Consider the following 21,234-nt stretch of genomic DNA (forward strand, 5'->3'; position numbering starts at 1 on the left):
CTCCTAAGCCCAACGGATAGGGAAAGCGAGGAGCTGACTGAAAGGAAGCTCCTCGGAACTGCGAACGGCGAGACTCCGAGCGAAACGAGGTGTCTCAACAAGCGAACGGGGAGCAACGCGACCCGTGAGCAGGGGGTGCGAGAGCCCCGGAAGCGCGAGCGGCGACAAGCTACCGATGGCGAAACACGAGGATGGCGGCCGAAAATGTCGTTGCAGGGGCAATGCATTTTTTATATCTACATCTAAATATTGAGATAGTAACGCCACACCGCCGATGGTCGACAACACCACACTCGCGTTCGAAACGCTCGACGAGCCGCCGGGAATCGAGATCGTCGACCGGGTCGAGCGCCTCCGATACAGGCTCCAGACGGGAACGACCGTTTCCCCGACGCCGACGGCGACGGAGCCGTTCCTGTTTCCCGTCGGAAACGCCGTCAGTGTGACCGCCGAAGAACTCACGCTCCCGACGGTCGTGAGCGTGTGCGTGCGCGACAGATCCGGGGAGATGCTGACAGAGGTCGGCCACCTCGAGGAAGAAACGTTCGACGACGGAGCGTACATCCTCGAGTTGAGCACGCAAATCAAGACGTACGTCGAAGTCGAGAGCCCGGTCCGAATTGCGGCCGACCTCTTCGAGACGCGCATCGAGTTCGAGGAGCCGACGGAACTCAGAATCGGGGCGCTCTCCTGGCACGACCGACCGGCAGCGACGATTACGACGACAGAGGACCCCGTCGACATGATGGCCGCGGTCAGCGCGTTCGGGTCGGCGCTCAAAGCCACGGACCCCGAGCGGTCCTACCCCTCCAACCGCGGGCACCCGCCGGCGGTCAAACTCGGGGACACGCTCGACATCCCGGAAGCAATCGACCCACCGGAGACAGGCCTTCGGGTCGAGATTCCGGCGACGTACGAGGCGGTCTACACCGTAGCGCCGCTGGCGTACTACCTGGGTGCCACCGTCGTCCCGGGACCGACGCCGCGGCTGGTAACCGAGACGGGCTTCGAACATCGACTCGATACGCCCAACGGGCTGGAGACGGGTGTCGAGCAGACGCTCAAACAGGTGTTCGTCCTCGACTGTGTCACCCGGACTGAGGGTGTCTACGACGTGCCGTTGCACGAACGGAGCGCCATCGAGGAACACGTCAGTCTCGACTGGGCGGCGCTGTACGAGCAGCCGCTCGCCGAGCAGATCGCCACGTATCTGGAGGTGCCGTATGCGCTGGTCGAAGAGCACGTCCCCGAATGGCGACTGGCAGTTCACGTCGACCCGGTGGCAGACACCGTCGAGCAACTCCCGTTCGTGGTTGACGACCTCGCAATCGTGCGGACAGTCGAGACACCCGGGACGAGAGACGCGCCGACAGCCACCGGCCCAACGGAAGCGCTCACGCGAGACAGTGTCTTGACTCGTAGCGCGGCAGAATCGCGGAGCACCGGTGACGCCTCCTACGTCGAGCCAGAATCGACGACGGCGCTGGAGCAGGCCTGGATCGGCGACCGCATCCCGATCGGAGCGAGCAAGCTGACGCCCGAGGCGTTCCAGAACCGCCTCGACCGGGAGGCGACCGACGGGGACATCTCGATCACCATCGTCCTGAACGATGCCCGGATGGCAGAAGAGCGCGACCTCGTCGACCGCGCGTACGGTGACCGGGAGAACCTCCCCTTCGATGTGACGATCCATCGAGACCTGACGGTCGCCCAACTCCGCGAGCAACTCCGAGCGGAGAGTGACTTCTTCCACTACATCGGACACACGGAACAGGACGGATTCGAATGTACCGACGGAAAACTCGACGTGGCGACACTCGACGAGACCGGCGTCGATTCGTTCCTCCTGAATGCGTGTAACTCCTACCAGCAGGGAGTCAACCTCATCGAAGCCGGGGCTATCGGCGGAATCGTCACGCTGAGCGACGTCATCAACACCGGAGCCATCCAGATGGGCGAGTCCATCGCCAGATTACTGAACGCCGGATTCCCGCTGCGTGCGGCACTAACCGTCGCCCGCGAGGAGAGCGTCCTCGGCGGGCAGTACATCGTCGTCGGCGATGGCGGGATGACCGTGACACAGTCGCCGAGCAGGACGCCCACGCTCCTTAAGATAGAGTCAGGGGACGATGGATTCATTGTTGACATCCAAACGTATGCAACTGACGACGCAGGGATTGGAAGTATATATCAGCCATTTATCGACGGTAACGACCAATATTACCTTAGCTCGGGGAGGATTGCCACGTTCCAACTCTCAGAAAACGAGCTTTCGAAGTTTCTAAAGCTAGAGAATTTTCCAATTAAGACCGAGAACGCTCTCCAGTGGAGTTCATTACTCACGGTTGACGATTTATAAGACTGGTCCCAACTATTGGCCGTCTTCTATAACCATCAGCAAGGAAACAGACACTCAGACTAGCTAATCGTGGTTCCGCCCGCAGCTGCCACAGAGCCCGCCTGCGTGAGCAGCAGCATCATCGTGAACAGTACACCCATCATCCGCGGATGTTCCCGGAGGAACTCCGTGATTTCAGTATCGGACATGATACACTGTATCAATTGAGGAGATGTAATTTAAAATTATTTGATGTTTTCGGACAAAAAATAAGTTAATATAAGGCGACAGAAAGAGACGAATTTATATACAATGTGTGCGACAAGCTGCAAAATGGTTATGAGAATCGGGATAGAATGTATGCAGTAGACAAGCGCACATGACAAAAGAAAGCGGGAGACGGTCCAGTGGCCGTCACGCAGCATCTCCGCGGCAGACAGACGGACTGCTGTCGAATCGGTCGATTCCGCCTGGATGTCCGCATGGCAAAATAGTCCCGGGTGAGATTCGATGGGTGTAAACGGGACGACACACGGCAGCGAACACGTCGTCGAACTCTCGCGGCAAACGCTACGGGGCAGCAGGCGAGCCCTCCAGGAGAATCCACCGCTCGTCAGAGGTGGGACATCACAGTCGCTCGAAACGGATCTCATCGAAATTCCGCTGCCGGTGGCCAGCGGAGAGGAAGGGCAGGACGTTCGGGTCCTGCACGTCGACGACGACCCGGACCTCGGTGAGCTAGCAAAGACGTGTCTGGAGCGCATCGACGAAGACATCACCGTCACCACGGAGACGAACGTGGTGCAGGCGCTCGATCATCTGAACAACGGAAAAATCGACTGTATCATCAGCGACTACGACATGCCGAACACGAACGGCATCGAGTTCCTCGAGATCGTCCGCGAGCAGTATCCAGACCTCCCGTTCATTCTGTTCACCGGAAAAGGGAGCGAGGAAGTCGCGAGCGAAGCGATTGCGGCGGGCGTCACCGACTACATGCAAAAGGGCGGCGGCCTCGATCAGTACGAGGTGCTGGCAAACCGCGTCCAGAACGCCGTCGACAGGTATCGCACACAGCAGCAGTTCTGGGACTCGCTGTCGTGGTATCGACGACTCGTCGAACAGGACCTCACCGGCGTGTTCATCATCCAGGACGGGGAGTTCGTCTACGTCAACGAACGCCTCGCCGACATCTTCGGATACACCCAGAGCGAACTCGTCGGGGAGTATCCGCTCGAAATCGCCAGCGAAACTGACGACGACGGATTCCGGGAACTCGTCGAACTCGACCACGACGAAGTCGAGACGTTCCAGTACGAGTTTACCGGCGAGCGAGCCGATGGAACGAAACTGTCTATCGAAGTACAGGGAGGGTCGATTCAGTACGACGGCGACCCCGGCTGTATCGGTATCCTCTGGGACAAAACCGAGTGAGCAAGGCCGTCAAAGTCCCCAGTACGGAGCCGACGACCCCATTTTGAAGAGACGGCCCACCATACGCGGTGAACGCTTTGACAAGTCCTGTTGAACGGTTGTTCTGTAGTAACAACTGAAACGATTTACACATCGACCGCACGGCACTCGTGCGGTCGTGTGTGCAATGGCTTTCAGTGGCTACTATATCTGTAGCACTGGGTTTCGATTGCTACATTGACCGATAAATACCGAACACGGTGTGCTAGTGCACTCCCTAAACCACCAAGGCAAGCGACACAGTTTGAATCTGCCATCGATATTCACTATTGAATACAAAATCTTTTCAAAGAAGGGCTCCGTAGAACAGGTACACAACCAGGTGGAACACCGTGCCCGAAATGGAAACAGCGCAGTTCGAAACGGACCTGAGTCTTTTCAAGTACGACAACCTCGAGCAGCTCCCCCCGTCCTATCGCGAGTTGGACGAAGACGAGCGAACGGAGCGAATCGAGGCAGCACTGGCCGAACTCGGCGACGACGTTGTCATCCTCGGCCACAACTATCAGCGCCGGGAAATCGTCGAACACGCCGACTTCATCGGTGATTCCTACCAGCTCTCGAAGGAGGCGGCCAACGCCGACGCCGACTACGTCATCTTCGGCGGCGTCACCTTCATGGCCGAATCCGCGGACATCATCACCGACGACAGCCAGTCGGTCATTCTCCCCAGCATGGAAGCGTCCTGTCCGATGGCGGGGATGGCCGAAGCCCTCCAAGTCGATTCGGCGTGGGCCGAACTCACAGCGGCCACCGGCGAGGACATCATCCCGATTACGTACATGAACAGCTACGCCGACCTGAAGGCGTTCTGTGCCGAACAGGGCGGGCTGGTCTGTACCTCCTCGAACGCCCACAAGGCCTTCGAGTACGCCTTCGAGAAGGGCGACAAGGTGCTCTTCCTGCCGGACAAGCACCTCGGGGAGAACACGGCCCACCGGCTTGACATGGCAGACGAGATCGTCGAGTGGGACCCCTGGGACCCCGAAGGCGTCACTGCCGAGGAGGCGACCAGCAACGACATCATCCTCTGGGAGGGGTACTGCCAGGTCCACGAGCGCTTCCGGACCGACCACATCGATCAAATCCGGGACGAGCACCCCGACGCCAACGTCGTCGTCCACCCGGAGTGTCGCCGCGAAGTCGTCGAGGCCGCCGACGTGGTTGGCTCCACCTCGACTATCTGTGAGACCGTCGCGAACGCCGACCCCGGCGAGACGTGGGCCATCGGCACTGAAATCCACCTCACCAACCACCTCTCACGGTGGCACCCCGAGGTGAACGTCCTGCCGCTCTGTGGCGACGCGTGTATGGACTGCAACGCGATGCGACAGATCGACCCCAATTACCTGACGTGGGTCCTTGAGGAACTCGTCGAGGGCCGCGAGCGCAACGTCATCGAGGTTGCGCCGGAGGAGAAGGAACTCGCGCAGGTCGCACTCGACCGGATGCTGGAAATCTGACCATGGATACGCAGACCACAGACGCCCTCGTCGTCGGTGCGGGCATCGCCGGCCTCGCGGCCGCGCTCGAAGCCGACCGACAGGGTGCCGACGTGACGCTCGTGACGAAAGCCGAACGCCCCGAAGAAGCCTCGACGTGGTGGGCACAGGGCGGCATCGCCGTCACCCGCGACGATCCCGAGCAGTTCGCGGCCGACATCCACGACGCCTCTGCGGGGACCGCCGACCCCGATGCAGTGGACGCGCTCGTCGACGACGCAGACGACGCCGTCCGCGACATCCTCGTCGAGACGCTCGGTGTCGAGTTCGACACCAACGGCGACGGGTACGATTACGGCCAGGAAGCCGCTCACGACGAACCGCGTATCCTTCACGTCGACGCGGCGACGGGCAAGCACGTCCACGTCCCGTTCCTGAACTACGTCGCAGACGAGACGGACGTGAGGATTCGCGAAGACACCGCCGCACTCGAACTGATCCGCCACGAGGGACGAGTGTACGGCGCGATGCTCGAACACGACGGCGAGTGGGCACCGACCTTCGCCGGGACCACGGTACTGGCGACCGGCGGCATCGGCGCACTCTACCCGCGGTCGACCAACCCCGATGACGCCACCGGCGACGGCATCGCGATGGCCGCACTCGCCGGCGCAGACGTTGCAGACATGGAGTACGTACAGTTCCACCCGACCGCCTACGATGGCGATGGTGAGGATACGTTTCTCATCAGCGAGGCCGTCCGCGGCGAAGGCGCGATTCTCCGGAACGGCACAGGCGAGCGGTTCATGCCGGACTACCACGCCGACGCCGAACTCGCGCCGCGCGACGTGGTCGCTCGCGCGGTCAAAACGGAACGCGAGGAGACGGGCGAAGTCGTACTGGACGTGTCCGGCATCGACTTCGAGAGTGTGTTCCCGGACCTCGCCGAGAAGTGCGCCGACAACGGCGTCGCCCTCCCCGAGATTCCAGTCGCACCGGCCGAACACTTCCTTTGTGGCGGTATCAACGTTGACGACCGAGGACAGACGACGCTCGACCGACTGTACGCCGTCGGGGAGTGTGCCCGAACCGGCGTGCACGGCGCGAACCGACTGGCCAGCACCTCGCTGCTGGAAGGGCTGGTCTGGGGACGGCGCGCTGGTGAAGCCGCGTCTGGGTTCGAACCCCAGGAAATCGAGGCGCCGGAACTGCTCGACCGGGACCCCGCGCTCCCGGACAACTTCGCCCGCGAGAAGTTCCACCGCCTCCGGCGCGTGATGGACGAACGGGTCGGCATCGAGCGCACGACCGACGGTCTGCAGCGTGCGCAGTCGGTGCTCCGCCGGCTGAAAGGTGAAGTCGACGCGTACGCGCGCACCCGGACCTCCCGGTCGCTGTACGAACTCCGTTCGGCGGCAGTCGTCTCTCTACTCGTCGCCCGCGCGGCAAGCGAGAACGACGAATCCGTGGGCTGTCACTACCTCGTCGAAGAAACAGACGCTCCGGCGGCCGACGCCGACTAACGATGCTCACGGATTCCCAAATCGAGGCGTGGCTCCGCGAGGACGTGGGCCACCACGACGTGACCAACCAGGTGCCCGGCGAGACGACGGGTCGACTCGTCGCCAAGGAATCGGGCATCGCGGCGGGTCTGAACGCCGCCAGTGCCGTTTTCGACTATCTCGGTGTCGACTGCGAGGGAGCCATCGAAGACGGCGATTCGATTGCCGCTGGCGACACCGTTCTTAGCGTCAGCGGCGCGGCCCGTGACGTACTCCGCGGCGAGCGTGTCGCGGTCAACGTCGCTGGGCACGCCTCCGGTATCGCGACGAAGACCCAGAAAGCGGTCGCGAAGGCTGATTCGGTCGCCGACGACGTTCGCATCGCCGGCACCCGCAAGACCACGCCCGGTCTGCGCGGCATCGAAAAGCGGGCCGTCGTCGCCGGCGGTGGTGACACCCACCGGCTCGACCTCTCCCACATGGTGATGGTCAAGGACAACCACGTCGCCGAGATGGGGATGGACGGAGCCATCGAGCACGTTCGCGAACGGGTCTCCTTCGCCACAAAAATCGAGGTTGAGGTGGAGACGCCCGCAGACGCACCGCGGGCGGCCGAGGCTGGCGCGGATATCGTCCTACTGGACAACATGACACCGGCAGAAGTCAGCGAGGCCGTTGACGCGCTCCCTGCGGAGACAGTCGCCGAAGCCAGCGGCGGTATCGCTGTCGCTGACGTGCCGGACTACGCACGAACTGGTGTGGACATCATCTCGATGGGAGCGCTAACTCACTCCGCACCGACGCTGGATTACTCCTTCCGGACAGGGTGAGTTCGGCTTCGGAGTTCGACCGTCAGTCGCTCAGCGACCAGTATTGCTCAGGCGAAGTCCTCGAACGTCGGTCGGTCGTGGTCGCCGGGGAATCCGTCGACGGGCGCGGTCGTCTGGTCGCCGCTCACCATGTCCTTGACAGTCACTTCGTCGTTTTCCAGGTCCTGCTCGCCGACGATGACGACCGTCTCGGCGTTGATCGAGTCAGCGTAGTCGAGTTGTGCACCGAAGCTCCGCCCGGACACGTCAGATTCGACGACGTGGCCGAGACCGCGCAGGTCGCGAGCGATGCGCGCGGCCACGTCGCGGGTGTCGCCCACCTGCAAGACGTAGTAATCCGTCGAGAGTTCTTCGTCGGGCCAGACGCCGGCGCGCTGACAGAGCAGTCCGAGCGTCGCGTGCCCCGGCGCGAAGCCGACCGCAGGTGTGGGCTGGCCGCCAAATCCTTCGATGAGGTTGTCGTAGCGGCCGCCGCCGAACACCGACCGCGACACCTCGCCGGTGGAGTCGAAGCATTCGAAGACGACGCCGGTGTAGTAATCGAGGCCGCGCGCGGTCGTCAGCGAGAGCGTGCAGTTCTCCCGGACGCCGAAGTCCGCGGCAGCGTCGAGGACGTTCTGGAGATTCTCGACAGCAGCCTCGACGCGGTCAGTGCCGGCGAATGCGACGAGATCGTCGAGGTCGTCTTCGGGCGTCTCCAGCAGGTCGTCGAACTCCGCGGCCTGTGAATCAGAGAGGCCCGCCGCCGCGAGGAGGCCAAAGTACTCGTCGTCGTCGACTTTGGCGCGCTTGTCGACGGCCCGAATCGCCGCTTGTGTTGCTACGTCGGCGTCGAACGATTCCAGGAGACCGCCGAGGATGTCGCGGTGGGAGACGCGGAAGTCGAAGTCGTCGTCGGAGAGACCGAGACCGGCGAGTGCGTCGGCAGCGACGGCCAGGATCTCGGCATCGGCAGCGGGGTCGGCAGAACCGAAGATGTCGACGTTGGTCTGGTAGAACTCGCGAAAGCGGCCCTGCTGTGGTTCTTCGTAGCGCCAGAAGGGTCGAGTCGAGACCCACTTGACGGGTTTCGAGAGCTCCTGCTGTTTGGCGACGAACATCCGCGCGACGGTCGGAGTGAGTTCGGGGGTCAGCGCCACGTCGCGGCCGCCCCGGTCCTCGAAGGAATAGAGTTCTTCGACGATCTCCTCGCCGCTCTTGTCGACGTACATCTCGGTCGGTTCGAGCGCGGGCGTCCCGATTTCCCGGAAGCCGTAGGCTGCGGCGGTGTCCTCGACGGTGTCGATAACCTGCCGCCGGGCCTGCATCTCTGCGGGGTAGAAGTCACGGAAGCCCTTGATGCGGTCGTACATGTGCCGGGGTTCGACCAGGGCGCGCTTGAAAGCTTCTATGGCGACTCTTCTGCGTTCGCTTCCGTCTGGATTTCCTCGATTCGCTCGTCCAGTTCCTCGCGTGCCTCTTCATCGGTCGCACCCCAGTAGGCGATGACCGTCAGCGAGACGAGGAAGACGAGTGCCCAGCCGACGGTGTCGTAGCCGTCCGGGACGTACAGGTTGAACAGGCCATCCACGATACCCTCGAGGGAAAAAATGAGACAACCGGGCCGATAACCTCGCGGGGCAGGAAGTGGTCGACGTACGCGCGCAACACCTTCCAGTTCATATCGACTCTCCGATCGGTCCCCCAAGAAACGGTCGCTCCGGGCCGAGAACGAGCGTGGTACATTTCAACACACTCACAGTCTAGATGGGCACCCGGGCTCAGTTCAAAGTATATAGGTGACATGTATAGGTGTCTGCAAATAGAACGGACAGTTGCATGTCAGAGGCACAATCTGTATCGAAGACGCCCGAGATTACACCAGAACTGACCGCGTTTCAGCAGACGATTCTCACTGTTCTCGCAGAAGAAGCCCGCTACGGACTCGCGATCAAGCGCGAACTCGAAGCGTACTACGACACGGATGTCAACCACGGGCGACTCTACCCGAACCTCGACGACCTCGTCGCAGAGGACCTCGTCGAGAAGAGCGAACGAGACAAGCGCACCAACGAGTACGCCCTCACGGACGCGGGCTACGAGGCCTTGCTCGCCGATATCGAGTGGACCGTCTCGAAACTGAACACGAACGACGAGCGCCAGGCCGACCTCGAAGAACTGCTCGCACGCGTCGAGTAACGCGGATTACTGTTCCGTCCCGACACCCTCATCATCTTCTGCTGGCAGTCGCTTGAACGCGTCGCTGCCACCTTTTTCTCCTCGGGTCGCTCCCGTCAGTCGCAACCACTCGTCGAAAAACGTGGGCGAAAAACGGCTGCTCGTTTCACTCGCAGCCGGTGCTTTCTTCGTCTTCCTCGGCTGGCAGTCGCTTGAATGCATCTAGAATCGCCTGTTTTGCCACCGCACCGCGGGTCGACCAGTGGTGGGCGTAGTCGAGCATGTCGTCGTAGATGTCGGGTTTGCAGCCGGCGGCTTTCGGGTGGCCGCCGCCGTTGACCTGAGCGGCAACCTCGTGACACCGCTCGAAGTTCTCAGTCCCGCGAATCGAGGCACTGCCAGCGGGTTTGACGATAACGGCGGCGTCCGACCCCTGCTCGCGGAGCGCCTCGGCGACCTCGTTCTGTGAGCACCGGCCGTACGTGACGCCGACAGTCCACTCGCCGACGTCGCGGAGTTCAGCACGCTCGACGGCTTTCTCGATCAGTGCGTCCTTCTCGACGCGCTTCTCGGCGAGATACTCCTCGACTTCGGTCGGGAGGTCCGCACCGTGAGTCAGCACCGTCTCGATGTACTCCACTGGTTCGGCCCAGTAGGCGTAATCCGCGAGGTCGTCCGAACGGGCGTCCTCGCGAATCCAGAGGTCGTGGTCGCGGGTCACCGCCGCGAGTTCGGCGTAGCGCTCGTCGAAGTCGGAATCGAGTTCTTCGAGTGCCACATCGGTCGTACAGACCTCGTCGCTGTCACCGACTGTGAGGGCAACGCCCGCATCACGGACCGTCGCGGCGAGGTCGGGGCTCCACTGGTGGTGGTCGAACCAGGTGACGCTCTCGACGCGGTCGGTCAGGGCAGCTACGGCGGCGATGTCGTACTCGCTGTCCGGGCAGAGGTCACAGACGAACACGTCTGCCGCGGGTTCGGCGTACTCGCTTGCCCACTCGAGTGCCTCTTCCAGTTCGTGGGGACCGGCGGGCAAGAGCACACCCTCGTCGTGGGCGACACGGATCAGGGCCGTACACGCGAGACCGTCGGCGTCGGGGTCTGCGATGACCACGACGTTCGCACCCGCGAACGCTTCCGCTGCTTCTCGTTCGGCCTGTTCCTCCTCGATAGAGTCCGGTCGGAAAAATCCCGCGCCGGGGAGCACGGATTTGCGCCCGATGGAGAGTCGGTCGTCGTCGATGAGCCAGTCGTCCATACACCGTCGAACGGGCGAGCTACAAAGAAGGCCCCGGTCCCACCATACGGTCGGTTGTACGTCACTTCCGGAACTCACCGGGACGCCGGACGCAGGTGCAACCGACCGTATCAATCCATCGCTGCGCCGAGGTCTTCCTCGAGTTCTTCGTCGCCGAGCTGTCGAACCGTGAGGACGGGCGTCTTCGAGTGGCGAACGATGCCCTCGGCGACACTGCCGAGCAGGAACGCGTGGTCACCGTGGCGGCCACGGGTGCCCATCGCGATGACGTCCGCGTCGTGGTCGTCAGCGTAGTCCATGATTTCTTCGACCGGCTCACCCTCGCGGACAGCCGTGGTGACCGCACAGTCGGGAACCGTCTCTGCTGCACGCGTTTTGACGGCTTCGACCGCTTCACCGCCGGCAGTAGCGAGTGCGTTTTCGAGGTCGTCGCGGAGTTCGTCCGGCGACGCAGCGACGTCGCCGGCGTCGACGACGGAGAGGGCGTGGACAGTCGCCCCGAAGCGGTCGGCGATATCCAGCGCCATCCGGACGGCACGCTCGGCGCTCTCTGACCCGTCCGTGGCGATGACGACCGTCTCGAACATACACATCGCTACTACCGGTGGGTTAAAAAAGCCGCCCGATTTCGCCACCGACCGGCGGCTTTTTGCCGATGCCCCAACGACACAAGTGTGATGGGCGTCGAACTCGACCTCGTGCTCGCGCCGGTCGACACCAGCGACGAGAGCGAACGCGCTGTCGACTACGCGGTTGCGGTCGCCGACCGATACGATGCGAATCTGCACGTCCTGCACGTGCTGGACGAACGGGTCGCTCGTGGTATCGAGACTGGCGACGTGACCGCCGAGTCGGTCGCCGAAGAACACCGCGCGTTCACTGACCGTGTCCGCGAGCAACTCGATGACGGCATCAAACTCTCGAACAGTTCTGCGGCCGGCTTCTCCGCACAACGACTCACTCAGACGCCCGGCAGCGTCATCCTCGATGCCGCCGACGAACTCGACGCCGACTTTCTGGTCGTTCCCCGCGAGACAGAGACGGACAAGCTGGACGCGACGCTCGGCAAAGCAGCACTCTACGTCCTCGAATACGCGAGTCAGCCGGTCCTCTCGGTCTGACTGCGGCTCAGTCTTCGCCGAGACGTATCGCCATTTCGAGCTCGAAACTGGCGCTATCTGTCGTCTCGAAGCCGACTTTCTCGTATAGCCTGACCGCGGGGTCGTTCCACCGCTCGACGGACAACCAGACGCGCGTGATGCCCTCTTCTTGCCCCCAGCCCAGTAGCGACCGGACGAGTTCAGTCCCGATGAGCGCCCCCTGATACTCCCGCAGGACGAAGATCGCGAGTTCGAAGGCACCCGTCGTGTCCGGGACGAGCATCGCGTGGCCGACGGCGTTGTCCTCGTGGAATGCGACGACGTTCAGACAGTCCTCGGCGACGACGCTTTCGAGCCACTCCTGAATGGCGTCCTCACGGACCGGTGGGACGCCCTGTGCGCGGTCCTCCGGATTGAAATCGAGATACATCTCACGGAGCGCGTCGATAGCGTCACTGTCGACACGTTCGACAACGATGTCTCGGCCCTCAGCGTCGGTAAACTCGCGGGGCGGAGTCGGGAAGTCGTCGACCGGGTCGTCGGGAAATTCGGGAGTCATCTGACCAGAGTCACCGTGGTGTTTGCGTTCAACAGGACAAACTCAGACACCGGGTCAAGTTGTATCTTTCCGAGCGGACTGCGATGACCGCCGGCAAGTGCGATGCGGTCGACTTGCTCGTTTTCGGCCAGTGTAACCAGTGAGCTCCCGGGGTCGCCCTCGAGATGCCGAATCGAGGGCTCGAAGCCGAGGTCGTCGAGTTGGTCACGGATCGTCGCCTCTACGTCCGACAATGTCGACCCAGCAGCATCGCTGTAAATAGCGACTGTGAGATGGTCGCCGGCCGCCCGGGCGCGCTGGACAGTCTCTTCCAGCGCCCGCGCTGAGCGGTCGTCCCCGCCGACACCGAGCAGGATGTGCATGAGTGAGATGTCGGTACCGACCGTCAAAAGCCTCCCGGAGCGGCGACACCCTTTTTCGGTATCGGCCCCCACCAACGCGCATGACAGATGATTCCGGGCCAGCAGAAGACGATGCCGTCCAGCTCGAGGACGGGGCCGCCAACGATGCGACCGAAGACCAGCAATCCGAGACGGGAGACGCCAGCCCGGGAATCCCCGAGGACGTACGCACGTACGACCGCTTTACCAAAATCGACGGCAGCACCTACGACCGCGCCAACGAGTTCCTCCGCGAACGAACGTACATCACTGCCCGCGAGTGGGCCATCGCCCGCCTCTGTGCCGATTTCCGAACTGAGACTGGCGTCGAGATGACGAAAATCGGCGAGCATCTCCCCGAACTCGTCCCGTTCATGACTGATACCTACTCCCCCCAGGCAGTCAACCAGGCCCGTCACTCCTTCGAGGAGAAGGTCCGAACCGCCGGCGCGACCTTCCTCTACGGGGCGATGTCGGACTTTTTCACCGCCGAAGAACTCGACGACGTGATGTACGAAGCCACGGAAGTGGCGAAGTTCCTGCTCGAAGTCGAAGGGGTCGACCTCTCGGTCGAAGAGGAACTCCAGGCCGAGGACGACGTATCGGAGGTGATGCGGGAGGTCCGGGAACACAGCGCCGCGCTCCGCCACGACGAGGTGACCTGCCCGGAGTGTGGCCACCACATCGATACCGAATAGATGGACACTCGTGCCCGAGTGCTCACAGTCGACTTCTCGCTCGCACTCGGTGCGACGGTCGGCGGCGCGGTCGGTACCAGCGGCCCTCCCGGCTGGACTGTCGCTATCGCTATCGTCGGTGCCGGCATCCTTGCGTCGAGTCTCTACCTGACTGAGCAGACGCAAGTTCTCTCTGTCATCGACGAGCGGCGTCCGCTGTCTCACCTCGCTGCGTTCGGACTGACGCTCGCTGTCGGTCTCGTTCTCGTCCTCGGGTGGACCGTCGTCGCCTCACCAGCAGCGGCGCTGTTGCTCGGAATGGGGGTCGGGCTCGCCCTCTACAGACTCCAATACGGAATTCTTGCACCGATACCGGAGCGACGAGTCGAACAAGCCCGAGGGATGAAAGCGTTCGACATCGACCCCCCGACTGGTCAGTCCTGACCGGTCGAGTCTGTGGACGGCTCAGAAGCGTCCTGATGGGGCGAGAGGCCACGGACGTTCTGTCCGAGCGGGTCACCGAACGTCTCCGAGCCGTCGGCGTCGCGTTCGTAGACGATCTCTCCCCGGACCAGCGTTAGCTCGGGGAAGACCGCTTCCCACCCTTCGAATGGCGTCCAGTCGCACTTCGTGTGGAGTGCGTCCGCGCGGATGGGTCGCGTGCTAGTCGTGTCGACGAGCACCAGGTCGGCGTCGTTCCCTTCCGCAACGCAACCCTTGTTCGGGAGGTCAAAGATGTCCGCCGGGTTTGCCGCGGTGAGGTCCCGGACACGTTCGTAGGTGAGGTTTCCGTGGCGTGCCTCCGAGAGAAGAAGTGGGAGCGCCGTCTCGACGCCAGGGACGCCACTGGGCGCGTCCCAGATACCAGCGTCTTTTTCCTCGCTGGTATGGGGCGCGTGGTCGGTCGCAATCATGTCGACGGTTCCGTCGGCGACTTTCTCGTAGACGCGCTGGCGGCGCTTCTCCCGGCGGAGCGGCGGGTTCATCCGCCCGTACGTCCCCAACTTCGAGAGATCGCTCCGGGAGAGGAGCATGTGGTGTGGCGTCACTTCGCAGGTCATCCCCGCCTCGCTGGCAACGTCGATGCCGCCTGGCGTGCTCGTGTGCGCGATGTGGATACGCGCGCCCTCGTCGGTAGCAATCTGGCAGGCGCGCCGAACAGCCTCGACTTCGGCCTGTGCGGTCCGATAGGCGCTCCAGGCATCGGCATCGTCGCGCTGTTTCGCGCTCACGTTGAACTGCGTGGCGTCCTCGGCGTGGACCGTGACGGTCACGTCCCGCTCCGTTGCCCGCGCGAGTGCGTCGGCGAACAGGTCGGTCTCGATTCCCATCTCACCCGTCGAGTCCGCGAGGAACACCTCACCGAGCGCAAAGAGCCGGCGAGAGAGGAGCGTCTCGGGGTCCCAGTCGCCGGTGACGCCGCCGTTGATGCCGTAATCGACGAGCGACGTGTCCGCAAGTTCGACCTTCTGATCGAAGGCAGCACCGGTGACCGTCGGTGGGTCGGTGTTTGGCTGATCGACGACCGTGGTGACGCCACCCGCTGCGGCGCTTCGCGAGCCCGTGGCCCACGTTTCCTTGTGCGAGTAGCCCGGTTCGCGGAAGTGGACGTGCGTGTCGATCATCCCCGGCAAGAGTCGCTTGCCGCTGGCGTCGACGACCCGGTCGTCCTCTGCCGGGTCGAGGTCCTCCTCAACGGCAGCAATCGTCTCTCCGCGAATCCGGACGTCCCGCTCCCGTCCGTCCGCGAGCGTCGCGTCCCTGATGAGCATACCCACTCTCGACGCCGGGGTCTCCTAAGTCTCCCGGACCGCGGTTGAGCGACGACCCGTCCGGCAGAATCACAGTCCGTCGGAAAATACCTCGACGACGGCGTCGCCGACTCGCTTGGCGTCGGTGGGGCCGCCCGCGCGAGCGACGCTGCCGACGCTGCCTGGGTCGAAGGGTACGCCGAGCGCATCGTAGACCGGTTCGAGCACGTCGGCGATGGGCTGGTGATCACTGATGATGACGACGCCAGCAGTGACCGCAACGTCGCGGCGCACGCGCTGTGCGAGACCCGCTATCTTGCCGGTCGCTTGCAGCGAGTGTGTGCCGGGACAGAAGGAATCGGGTGGTTCGCCCTCGGCTGCGTCGACGCCGACGCTGTCGAGCGCGCGGACGAGTCGGTCAGTCGCCTCGACGTACCGCGCCTGGATGGCAGTCCGGTCGGCAGCCGGGTCGGCATGGACGAACGCGAGCGTCGAGCCGGTGTACGCGACAGCCCGACCACCGACCTCGCGTTCGACAGCGGGAAAGTCGCGCCGCTCGGCAGCCGCGGTGGCAGCGTCATAGCCGTCCATGCGAGCGTCACGGCGACCGAAGGCAACCTGCCGGTGTGGGGTCCAGACACGCAGGGCGGGGTCGCCGGTTTCGACTGCCGACTCGACCATCTCGTCGGTCCGCTCGCGATCGGCGGCGATAGTTTCGGCTCGACCACGGAGTACGCGCATAGCTGTCCGTTGGAGCGCAGCGACAAAACTGTCGCGGCGGGAAAGCGAGCAGGCGACGCGAACGGGAGATCACGGAACGGTGCGTCGCACTACCGCGAGCCGTCCCGTGGCGCTGGTCAGGACACGAGCGACAGTGGTCCCGTTTTGTCATATAAGCATCTGGGCGAAGAATGAAGCCCGCTCGCGCCAACCCGACGGTGATGGCAGTCACGCTCGGCCGGGACGTACTCCTGCAGTATCGCCGGTTTTCACTGTACAACTCGCCGTTCGTCGCCCACAACAGCGGCTGTGCAATCGACCTCTATCCCGGCGACGAGCAGAATCGGGTCGAGACTGCCCCCTCTCCGGTCGCGGGCGAAGTGCTCGAGACGCGAGCCGTCGATGCACCGCCCCAGCCGTACGCTGCCGATCAGGACTATCTCATTCTGGTCGACACCGGCGAGTACGTCGCGCGCCTGTTGCACGTGAAGCCGGGGATAACGGCTGGCGACACGGTTGCCGTCGGTGACCCGCTGGGGACACTGGTTCGGGCGGGCTTTTTCGCACCGTGGGTCCCCAACCACATCCATCTCGGTTTCCGAGAGCAGGACGCGAACCACCATCGAGCGTCGGGATCGCTCCCAATCGACGTGACGGTCGACCCCGAACCGGTACCGTGGGACGGCACCGGAACCGTCGCCGGGACTGGCGAAACGTGGGCGTGGCTCGACAACCCAGCCCATCCAGCGCCGGGCAAGCGCTTCGCTGGTATCGAGAGCGACGGCGGCGTCCTGGACGGTGGCTTCCCCCACTACGACGGTGGCGGGCTGCTCGGCGGCGGTAGCCGCGCTGAAATCGCCGGCCGGCGCGTCGGCAGCGTGTCCGGTCGAGACGTGACGTGGCGTGACTGTACGGTCTTGGCAAACGACGAACCGGTGACCGGAATTGCGCTGTTCTGTACGCGGGACCGTCTCGGTGTGAAATTGGTCGGTAAGGACATCTCGCTGGAGATGAGGGAAGAAGTGACCGTGACAGTGGACGTCTGAACGGTCGGAATAGAGCGCTTACAGTTCTTTCCGGAAGTGAATAAGTGTGTACTCGTCACCGCGCGTCGAGGTGCCCACGTGCTCGTATCCGTTGTCGGGGTAGAAGGAAACGGCGGCAGACTGTCGCTGCGCGGTCTGTGCCCGGAGCACCTCGACGCCGCGTTTGCGAGCGGCGTCTTCGAGTGCGGCCAGCAGGTCGGTTCCGACACCCTGCCGCTGGCAGTCAAGTGCGACGCGCATCCGGAACAGTTCTCCCTCCGTACCGTCGACGCGGAGCCCGCCGATTCCGACCACGCCACCGTTGCGCTCGGCAACGAGAAACTCCCCACCAGTATCGAGGTACGCCCCCTGCACGTCTTCGATGTCGTCGGGGTGGGGAATGTCCGCGGGGTCGGTTCCAGCCGCCCGCAGGACGCGGTCGTTGAGGCGACGGACGGCGGCAGCGTCCCGGGGCTGGTAGCGACGAATCGTCGTCACGCGAAGGTAACGTCGTCGAGTGCGGTCAGTTCGCCGAACAGGAAATCGGCGTGCTCCAGCGCATACTCGCGATGGTCGTCCTCGATAGCACCGACGGCGTCCTCGACGAGGACCGGACGATAGTCGCGCAGTCCGGCACTGGAAGCGGTGTGCAGCACACAGACGTTCGCCAGCGTCCCGACGATGACGAGGTCGTCGATGCCGTGTGATTCGAGATACCCCTCCAGTTGCGTCTGGTAGAACGCGTCGTAGGTGTGTTTCACGACGACGAGGTCCTCGTCGGTCGGGTCGAGTTCCTCGACGAGTTCGGCTTCCCAGGAGCCCTCGACGACGTGCTCGCCCCAGCGGTCGAACTCGTCGTAGTAGTGGGCGTCCTCGAACTGTTCGGGCGGGTGTACGTCTCGCGTGAACACAACGGGGGTGTCGGCATCGCGGGCACGCGCGACGAGCGTCGCACAGGGGTCGATAGCTGCCTCGCTTCCCGGTGCATAGAGGCTGCCATCGGGGTGACAGAACCCGTTTTGCATATCGACGACCACGACAGCGGTGGAGTCTGGGTCGACCTGCATACGTGTTAACTATAATTCGCCAACAAAAGGACTTTCTGAAGAGAAATGTTTTACAAGGAATCAGAGGGACAGACCGGCGCGTCGGACAGGCTTTTCTCTCAGTAGCCAAAGAGGGGTGTATGCGCCGCGCCGCCCTCCTGGTTGCCGTCTGTTTCCTCCTCGCCGGCTGTGCCGGTCTCGCCCCGGCTGCCGACGGTTCGACGGCAACACCCGAGACGACAGCGACGGCCGAACAGAACGACACGGCAAATGAGTCAGCAGCGGTCAGCCACACGGAGCGACCAGACCCTGAAAGCGACACGCTGGGCTGGGAGGACGGCTACTGGCACGACGACCCAATCAACGTGAACGCAAGCGACGGACTCAACGCCAGCGAGCGCGACCGAGCCATCTCGCGGGCGATGGCACGCGTCGAGCTGATTCGCGGGCTGGAGTTCGAGGAGTCGGTCAACGTCAGCGTCGTCAGTCGGAGCAACTACAGTTCCGGCGACAACCGGAACACGGACGAGACGTTCCGACGGTTCGACAACGCGAAGTTCGAAGCGCTGCACCTCATCGGTACCCAGAACGATTCGCTCGACGAACAGGCGGAGACCCTTGACCAGGCCGTCGCCGGCTTCTACAGCCCAGGACGTGGGGATATCGTGCTCATCTCTAATTCGGACAGTCCGCAGTTCGACGGCGAGCGAACGCTCGCACACGAGCTCGTCCACGCCCTCCAGGACCAGCACTTCGACCTCGCGAACGCCGACGCCGAGACGCGCGACGCCTACAACGGTCGAAACGGTCTCATCGAAGGTGACGCACGGACCGTCGAACAGGCGTATCTCGACCGCTGCGGCGAGAACTGGTCCTGTCTCCCGTCTGAGCAGTCAGGTCCAGGGCAAGCACCCGACGACGCGACCGAAGCGAGTGCCCCTGATGTCCATCTCGGCATCTATATTCTAGAGTATTTCCCGTATAGCGACGGTATCGGCTTCGTGCAGTCGCTCCGCGCTGACGGTGGCTGGGACGCCGTCAACGATGCATTCGAATCGCCGCCCACGAGCGCCAAACCCGTCATCTATCCGTCGGAGTACGGTCAGTTCCAGCCTCGGGACATCGAACTGACCGACCAGACGAGCAACGGCTGGGAGCGCGTGCGACCGTCGACACGCGCCGACTACGCCACGCTCGGTCAGTCAGGGCTGACGGCGATGTTCGCGTACACGCTCTACGACGACTACAACCGGAGCGCAGTCGTCGGACCGCGCACTTTCCTGAACTTCGACGGTGCGGGCAGTGTCAACACGACCGACCCGTTCAATTACGACCTGCCGGCGACTCGCGGCTGGACGGGCGACCGGATGCACGTCTACCAGCGGGATGGCGAGACCGGCTACGTCTGGCGACTCGGCTGGGACTCCTCAACCGACGCACAGCGCTTTGCTGACAGCTACGAGCAACTCCTCTCGCACTGGGGCGGCAGCCAGCAGCCGGCCGGCCACTGGGAGATTGCCGAAGATAGTCCCTTTACCGGTGCTGTCGACGTGGCCGTCGACGGTGACACCGTGACCATTGTCAGCGGCCCGAACCCAGACGCTCTCGAAGACATCCACGGGGAGGCGAAATGAAGCGGGTACTGCTCGTCACACTGCTGGTCGTCCTGTCAGGATGTGCGACACTCGGCGGCCCCGACGGTGCGGGCTCGGCGGCCGAAGATCCCAGCCAGGACCAACTCGGCTGGGAGGGTGGCTACTGGTACAACGACTCTATCGACGTGGACGAAAGCGACGGCCTCAGCGAATCGGAGTTGGGAATCGTCGTCAATCGATCAATGGCGCGCATCGAGCAGATGCGCGGGCTGGAGTTCAACGAGTCGGTGCCAGTCGAGATTATCAACCGGAGCGAGTACCGACAGAACCAGCCCTTCGAAGCGAACGCCACGCATTCGAAGTGGAACAATCAGGTCTGGGAGGCCCTGTTGCTGGTCGGCGAGGACCGAAACGTCAGCGCCGTCTTCGAAGACGCCTACGGCAGCGCGGTGCTCGGCTACTACTCGCCGAGCGAGGACCGCATCGTCATCGTGAGCAACAGTGACGAGCCGAAGATCGATCGCGGAACGCTGGTTCACGAACTCGTCCACGCCCTCCAGGACCAGCAGTTCGGTCTCGGAGACGCACCAGAGACGCAAGATGCACAGCTGGCACGGAACGGCGTCGTCGAGGGCGAGGCGACGGTCATCGAGCGACGCTACAACCAGCGCTGTGGGGGCGAGTGGTCGTGTATCGAGTCGTTCCCGTCTGGCTCGGGTGGTGGAAACATCGATCGTGGCGTCATCACCGTCATCAGCTATCCGTACGCCGTCGGCCCGTCGTTCGTCGAAGCGATCGAGCAACGCGGCGGGTGGGACGCTGTCGACGACCTCTACGACGACTACCCGCCGAGCACCGAGCAGGTTTCGAACCCCTCGCAGTACCCCGACGAGGAACCCGTCGACGTGTCCATTCCTGATCGGTCGGACAGCGAGTGGTCCCGGTTCGACCACGACCCGGTCGCAGACACCGCCGGCCAGGCGTCGATTCAGGTGCTGTTCCAAATGAACGGCGACGCGAGCGGCGGGTACACCGGTCCCGTCAGTGACGGCTGGGGCGGAGATACGCTGATTCCGTACCAGAACGGCGACCAGTACGGCTACGTCTGGGAGCTCGCCTGGGACAGTCGCGCGGACGCCCGTGAGTTCCACGACGCCTACCGCGACGCACTCGCCAGCCACGACGCGCGCGTTGAGGGTGACGGCGTCTACGTCGTTCCCGAATCGAGTTCCTTCGGCGACGCCTTCCGCGTCACTCGCGACGGGAACCGCGTGCGCATCGTCAACGCACCGACCGTCGACGACCTCGACGATATTCACGCCGAGTAAACTACCCTCCCCTACTTCGCTCGGGGGCAATGGCCCCGCTCGCTCGTTGAGGG

At 63.4% G+C, this 21,234-nt stretch carries 23 protein-coding genes; 12 read left to right on the forward strand and 11 right to left on the reverse strand.

What is annotated here, in order from left to right; translation table 11 throughout:
• The first annotated feature begins 274 nt into the window (after nt 1–274).
• On the forward strand, nt 275–2,359 hold the full coding sequence (locus WDJ60_RS13240) for a hypothetical protein (RefSeq protein WP_340101010.1): 2,085 nt from the start codon (nt 275–277) through the stop codon (nt 2,357–2,359).
• A gap of 59 nt (nt 2,360–2,418) precedes the next feature.
• Here WDJ60_RS13240 and WDJ60_RS13245 read toward each other — a convergent pair whose 3' ends face one another.
• Nucleotides 2,419–2,547, reverse strand: coding sequence for a DUF7503 family protein (locus WDJ60_RS13245; RefSeq protein ID WP_340101012.1), 129 nt, complete (start codon nt 2,545–2,547; stop codon nt 2,419–2,421).
• A gap of 301 nt (nt 2,548–2,848) precedes the next feature.
• Between WDJ60_RS13245 and WDJ60_RS13250 the strand changes: the two genes are divergently transcribed.
• The 4 genes from WDJ60_RS13250 to nadC all read left to right on the forward strand — a co-directional run bounded on the left by WDJ60_RS13250 (nt 2,849) and on the right by nadC (nt 7,585).
• Nucleotides 2,849–3,772, forward strand: a complete 924-nt coding sequence (locus tag WDJ60_RS13250) for a response regulator (protein ID WP_340101014.1) — start codon at nt 2,849–2,851, stop codon at nt 3,770–3,772.
• A 380-nt stretch (nt 3,773–4,152) separates the two neighbouring features.
• The gene (gene nadA, locus WDJ60_RS13255; protein WP_340101016.1) at nt 4,153–5,274 is read left to right on the forward strand and encodes a quinolinate synthase NadA; all 1,122 of its coding nucleotides are present in this window, start codon (nt 4,153–4,155) and stop codon (nt 5,272–5,274) included.
• Entirely contained in the window at nt 5,271–6,776 is a 1,506-nt protein-coding gene (locus tag WDJ60_RS13260) for an L-aspartate oxidase (protein ID WP_340101096.1), read from the forward strand. Before nadA ends, WDJ60_RS13260 begins: the two co-directional genes overlap by 4 nt.
• A gap of 2 nt (nt 6,777–6,778) precedes the next feature.
• Complete coding sequence (gene nadC / locus WDJ60_RS13265; protein WP_340101018.1) at nt 6,779–7,585, forward strand: carboxylating nicotinate-nucleotide diphosphorylase; 807 nt, start codon at nt 6,779–6,781, stop codon at nt 7,583–7,585.
• 47 nt (nt 7,586–7,632) lie between these two features.
• Here nadC and hisS read toward each other — a convergent pair whose 3' ends face one another.
• Nucleotides 7,633–8,937 carry a histidine--tRNA ligase gene (gene hisS, locus WDJ60_RS13270; protein ID WP_340101020.1) on the reverse strand — a complete coding sequence of 435 codons (1,305 nt, stop codon included), beginning with the start codon at nt 8,935–8,937 and terminating at the stop codon, nt 7,633–7,635.
• Nucleotides 8,938–8,972: 35 nt separating this feature from the next.
• Nucleotides 8,973–9,155, reverse strand: coding sequence for a hypothetical protein (locus WDJ60_RS13275; protein ID WP_340101022.1), 183 nt, complete (start codon nt 9,153–9,155; stop codon nt 8,973–8,975).
• 248 nt (nt 9,156–9,403) lie between these two features.
• Here WDJ60_RS13275 and WDJ60_RS13280 point away from each other — a divergent pair, with 248 nt between their 5' ends.
• Nucleotides 9,404–9,763, forward strand: a complete 360-nt coding sequence (locus WDJ60_RS13280) for a PadR family transcriptional regulator (RefSeq protein ID WP_340101024.1) — start codon at nt 9,404–9,406, stop codon at nt 9,761–9,763.
• 145 nt (nt 9,764–9,908) lie between these two features.
• On the opposite strand, the gene WDJ60_RS13285 is transcribed toward WDJ60_RS13280, so the two are convergent.
• Both WDJ60_RS13285 and WDJ60_RS13290 read right to left on the reverse strand, forming a co-directional pair.
• The gene (locus tag WDJ60_RS13285; protein WP_340101026.1) at nt 9,909–11,000 is read right to left on the reverse strand and encodes a DHH family phosphoesterase; all 1,092 of its coding nucleotides are present in this window, start codon (nt 10,998–11,000) and stop codon (nt 9,909–9,911) included.
• A gap of 110 nt (nt 11,001–11,110) precedes the next feature.
• Nucleotides 11,111–11,587, reverse strand: coding sequence for a universal stress protein (locus WDJ60_RS13290; RefSeq protein WP_340101028.1), 477 nt, complete (start codon nt 11,585–11,587; stop codon nt 11,111–11,113).
• Nucleotides 11,588–11,677: 90 nt separating this feature from the next.
• Here WDJ60_RS13290 and WDJ60_RS13295 point away from each other — a divergent pair, with 90 nt between their 5' ends.
• Complete coding sequence (locus tag WDJ60_RS13295; RefSeq protein WP_340101029.1) at nt 11,678–12,121, forward strand: universal stress protein; 444 nt, start codon at nt 11,678–11,680, stop codon at nt 12,119–12,121.
• A gap of 7 nt (nt 12,122–12,128) precedes the next feature.
• Here WDJ60_RS13295 and WDJ60_RS13300 read toward each other — a convergent pair whose 3' ends face one another.
• Together WDJ60_RS13300 and WDJ60_RS13305 are read right to left on the reverse strand one after the other, a co-directional pair.
• Entirely contained in the window at nt 12,129–12,659 is a 531-nt protein-coding gene (locus WDJ60_RS13300; RefSeq protein WP_340101030.1) for a GNAT family N-acetyltransferase, read from the reverse strand.
• Nucleotides 12,656–13,021 carry a universal stress protein gene (locus tag WDJ60_RS13305; RefSeq protein WP_340101031.1) on the reverse strand — a complete coding sequence of 122 codons (366 nt, stop codon included), beginning with the start codon at nt 13,019–13,021 and terminating at the stop codon, nt 12,656–12,658. Before WDJ60_RS13305 ends, WDJ60_RS13300 begins: the two co-directional genes overlap by 4 nt.
• 80 nt (nt 13,022–13,101) lie before the next feature.
• Between WDJ60_RS13305 and WDJ60_RS13310 the strand changes: the two genes are divergently transcribed.
• The gene (locus WDJ60_RS13310; protein WP_340101032.1) at nt 13,102–13,737 is read left to right on the forward strand and encodes a DUF5806 family protein; all 636 of its coding nucleotides are present in this window, start codon (nt 13,102–13,104) and stop codon (nt 13,735–13,737) included.
• Nucleotides 13,738–14,160: a hypothetical protein gene (locus WDJ60_RS13315; RefSeq protein ID WP_340101033.1), complete on the forward strand. Its 423-nt coding sequence runs from the start codon at nt 13,738–13,740 to the stop codon at nt 14,158–14,160.
• Here the strand turns inward: WDJ60_RS13315 and WDJ60_RS13320 are convergent.
• Nucleotides 14,151–15,488, reverse strand: coding sequence for a dihydroorotase (locus tag WDJ60_RS13320; RefSeq protein WP_340101034.1), 1,338 nt, complete (start codon nt 15,486–15,488; stop codon nt 14,151–14,153). The two genes, WDJ60_RS13315 and WDJ60_RS13320, sit on opposite strands and share 10 nt — an antisense overlap.
• 69 nt (nt 15,489–15,557) lie before the next feature.
• Nucleotides 15,558–16,208 carry a lipoyl protein ligase domain-containing protein gene (locus WDJ60_RS13325; protein WP_340101035.1) on the reverse strand — a complete coding sequence of 217 codons (651 nt, stop codon included), beginning with the start codon at nt 16,206–16,208 and terminating at the stop codon, nt 15,558–15,560.
• Nucleotides 16,209–16,408: 200 nt separating this feature from the next.
• On the opposite strand from WDJ60_RS13325, the gene WDJ60_RS13330 reads away from it, so the two are divergent.
• Nucleotides 16,409–17,233: a DUF8155 domain-containing protein gene (locus WDJ60_RS13330; protein ID WP_340101097.1), complete on the forward strand. Its 825-nt coding sequence runs from the start codon at nt 16,409–16,411 to the stop codon at nt 17,231–17,233.
• A gap of 18 nt (nt 17,234–17,251) precedes the next feature.
• Here the strand turns inward: WDJ60_RS13330 and WDJ60_RS13335 are convergent, their stop codons facing one another.
• Both WDJ60_RS13335 and WDJ60_RS13340 read right to left on the reverse strand, forming a co-directional pair.
• Entirely contained in the window at nt 17,252–17,710 is a 459-nt protein-coding gene (locus tag WDJ60_RS13335) for a GNAT family N-acetyltransferase (protein WP_340101036.1), read from the reverse strand.
• On the reverse strand, nt 17,707–18,279 hold the full coding sequence (locus WDJ60_RS13340) for a cysteine hydrolase family protein (protein ID WP_340101038.1): 573 nt from the start codon (nt 18,277–18,279) through the stop codon (nt 17,707–17,709). The genes WDJ60_RS13335 and WDJ60_RS13340 overlap by 4 nt, the downstream gene beginning before the upstream one ends.
• A gap of 119 nt (nt 18,280–18,398) precedes the next feature.
• Between WDJ60_RS13340 and WDJ60_RS13345 the strand changes: the two genes are divergently transcribed.
• Nucleotides 18,399–19,892: an Hvo_1808 family surface protein gene (locus WDJ60_RS13345; protein ID WP_340101040.1), complete on the forward strand. Its 1,494-nt coding sequence runs from the start codon at nt 18,399–18,401 to the stop codon at nt 19,890–19,892.
• The gene (locus tag WDJ60_RS13350) at nt 19,889–21,181 is read left to right on the forward strand and encodes an Hvo_1808 family surface protein (RefSeq protein ID WP_340101042.1); all 1,293 of its coding nucleotides are present in this window, start codon (nt 19,889–19,891) and stop codon (nt 21,179–21,181) included. The genes WDJ60_RS13345 and WDJ60_RS13350 overlap by 4 nt, the downstream gene beginning before the upstream one ends.
• Nucleotides 21,182–21,234 lie beyond the last annotated feature (53 nt).

It is taken from the genome of Salinibaculum salinum (assembly GCF_037645885.1).
In the GTDB taxonomy this organism is placed as follows: Archaea; Halobacteriota; Halobacteria; order Halobacteriales; family Haloarculaceae; genus Salinibaculum; species Salinibaculum salinum.

Coding starts and splice junctions, on each gene's coding strand:
- WDJ60_RS13240 (WP_340101010.1), top strand. CDS start 275: ATGGTCGACAACACCACACTCGCGTTCGAAACGCTCGACGAGCCGCCG.
- WDJ60_RS13245 (WP_340101012.1), bottom strand. CDS start 2,547: ATGTCCGATACTGAAATCACGGAGTTCCTCCGGGAACATCCGCGGATG.
- WDJ60_RS13250 (WP_340101014.1), top strand. CDS start 2,849: ATGGGTGTAAACGGGACGACACACGGCAGCGAACACGTCGTCGAACTC.
- nadA (WP_340101016.1), top strand. CDS start 4,153: ATGGAAACAGCGCAGTTCGAAACGGACCTGAGTCTTTTCAAGTACGAC.
- nadC (WP_340101018.1), top strand. CDS start 6,779: ATGCTCACGGATTCCCAAATCGAGGCGTGGCTCCGCGAGGACGTGGGC.
- hisS (WP_340101020.1), bottom strand. CDS start 8,937: ATGTACGACCGCATCAAGGGCTTCCGTGACTTCTACCCCGCAGAGATG.
- WDJ60_RS13280 (WP_340101024.1), top strand. CDS start 9,404: ATGTCAGAGGCACAATCTGTATCGAAGACGCCCGAGATTACACCAGAA.
- WDJ60_RS13285 (WP_340101026.1), bottom strand. CDS start 11,000: ATGGACGACTGGCTCATCGACGACGACCGACTCTCCATCGGGCGCAAA.
- WDJ60_RS13290 (WP_340101028.1), bottom strand. CDS start 11,587: ATGTTCGAGACGGTCGTCATCGCCACGGACGGGTCAGAGAGCGCCGAG.
- WDJ60_RS13295 (WP_340101029.1), top strand. CDS start 11,678: ATGGGCGTCGAACTCGACCTCGTGCTCGCGCCGGTCGACACCAGCGAC.
- WDJ60_RS13300 (WP_340101030.1), bottom strand. CDS start 12,659: ATGACTCCCGAATTTCCCGACGACCCGGTCGACGACTTCCCGACTCCG.
- WDJ60_RS13305 (WP_340101031.1), bottom strand. CDS start 13,021: ATGCACATCCTGCTCGGTGTCGGCGGGGACGACCGCTCAGCGCGGGCG.
- WDJ60_RS13310 (WP_340101032.1), top strand. CDS start 13,102: ATGACAGATGATTCCGGGCCAGCAGAAGACGATGCCGTCCAGCTCGAG.
- WDJ60_RS13315 (WP_340101033.1), top strand. CDS start 13,738: ATGGACACTCGTGCCCGAGTGCTCACAGTCGACTTCTCGCTCGCACTC.
- WDJ60_RS13320 (WP_340101034.1), bottom strand. CDS start 15,488: ATGCTCATCAGGGACGCGACGCTCGCGGACGGACGGGAGCGGGACGTC.
- WDJ60_RS13325 (WP_340101035.1), bottom strand. CDS start 16,208: ATGCGCGTACTCCGTGGTCGAGCCGAAACTATCGCCGCCGATCGCGAG.
- WDJ60_RS13330 (WP_340101097.1), top strand. CDS start 16,409: ATGGCAGTCACGCTCGGCCGGGACGTACTCCTGCAGTATCGCCGGTTT.
- WDJ60_RS13340 (WP_340101038.1), bottom strand. CDS start 18,279: ATGCAGGTCGACCCAGACTCCACCGCTGTCGTGGTCGTCGATATGCAA.
- WDJ60_RS13345 (WP_340101040.1), top strand. CDS start 18,399: ATGCGCCGCGCCGCCCTCCTGGTTGCCGTCTGTTTCCTCCTCGCCGGC.
- WDJ60_RS13350 (WP_340101042.1), top strand. CDS start 19,889: ATGAAGCGGGTACTGCTCGTCACACTGCTGGTCGTCCTGTCAGGATGT.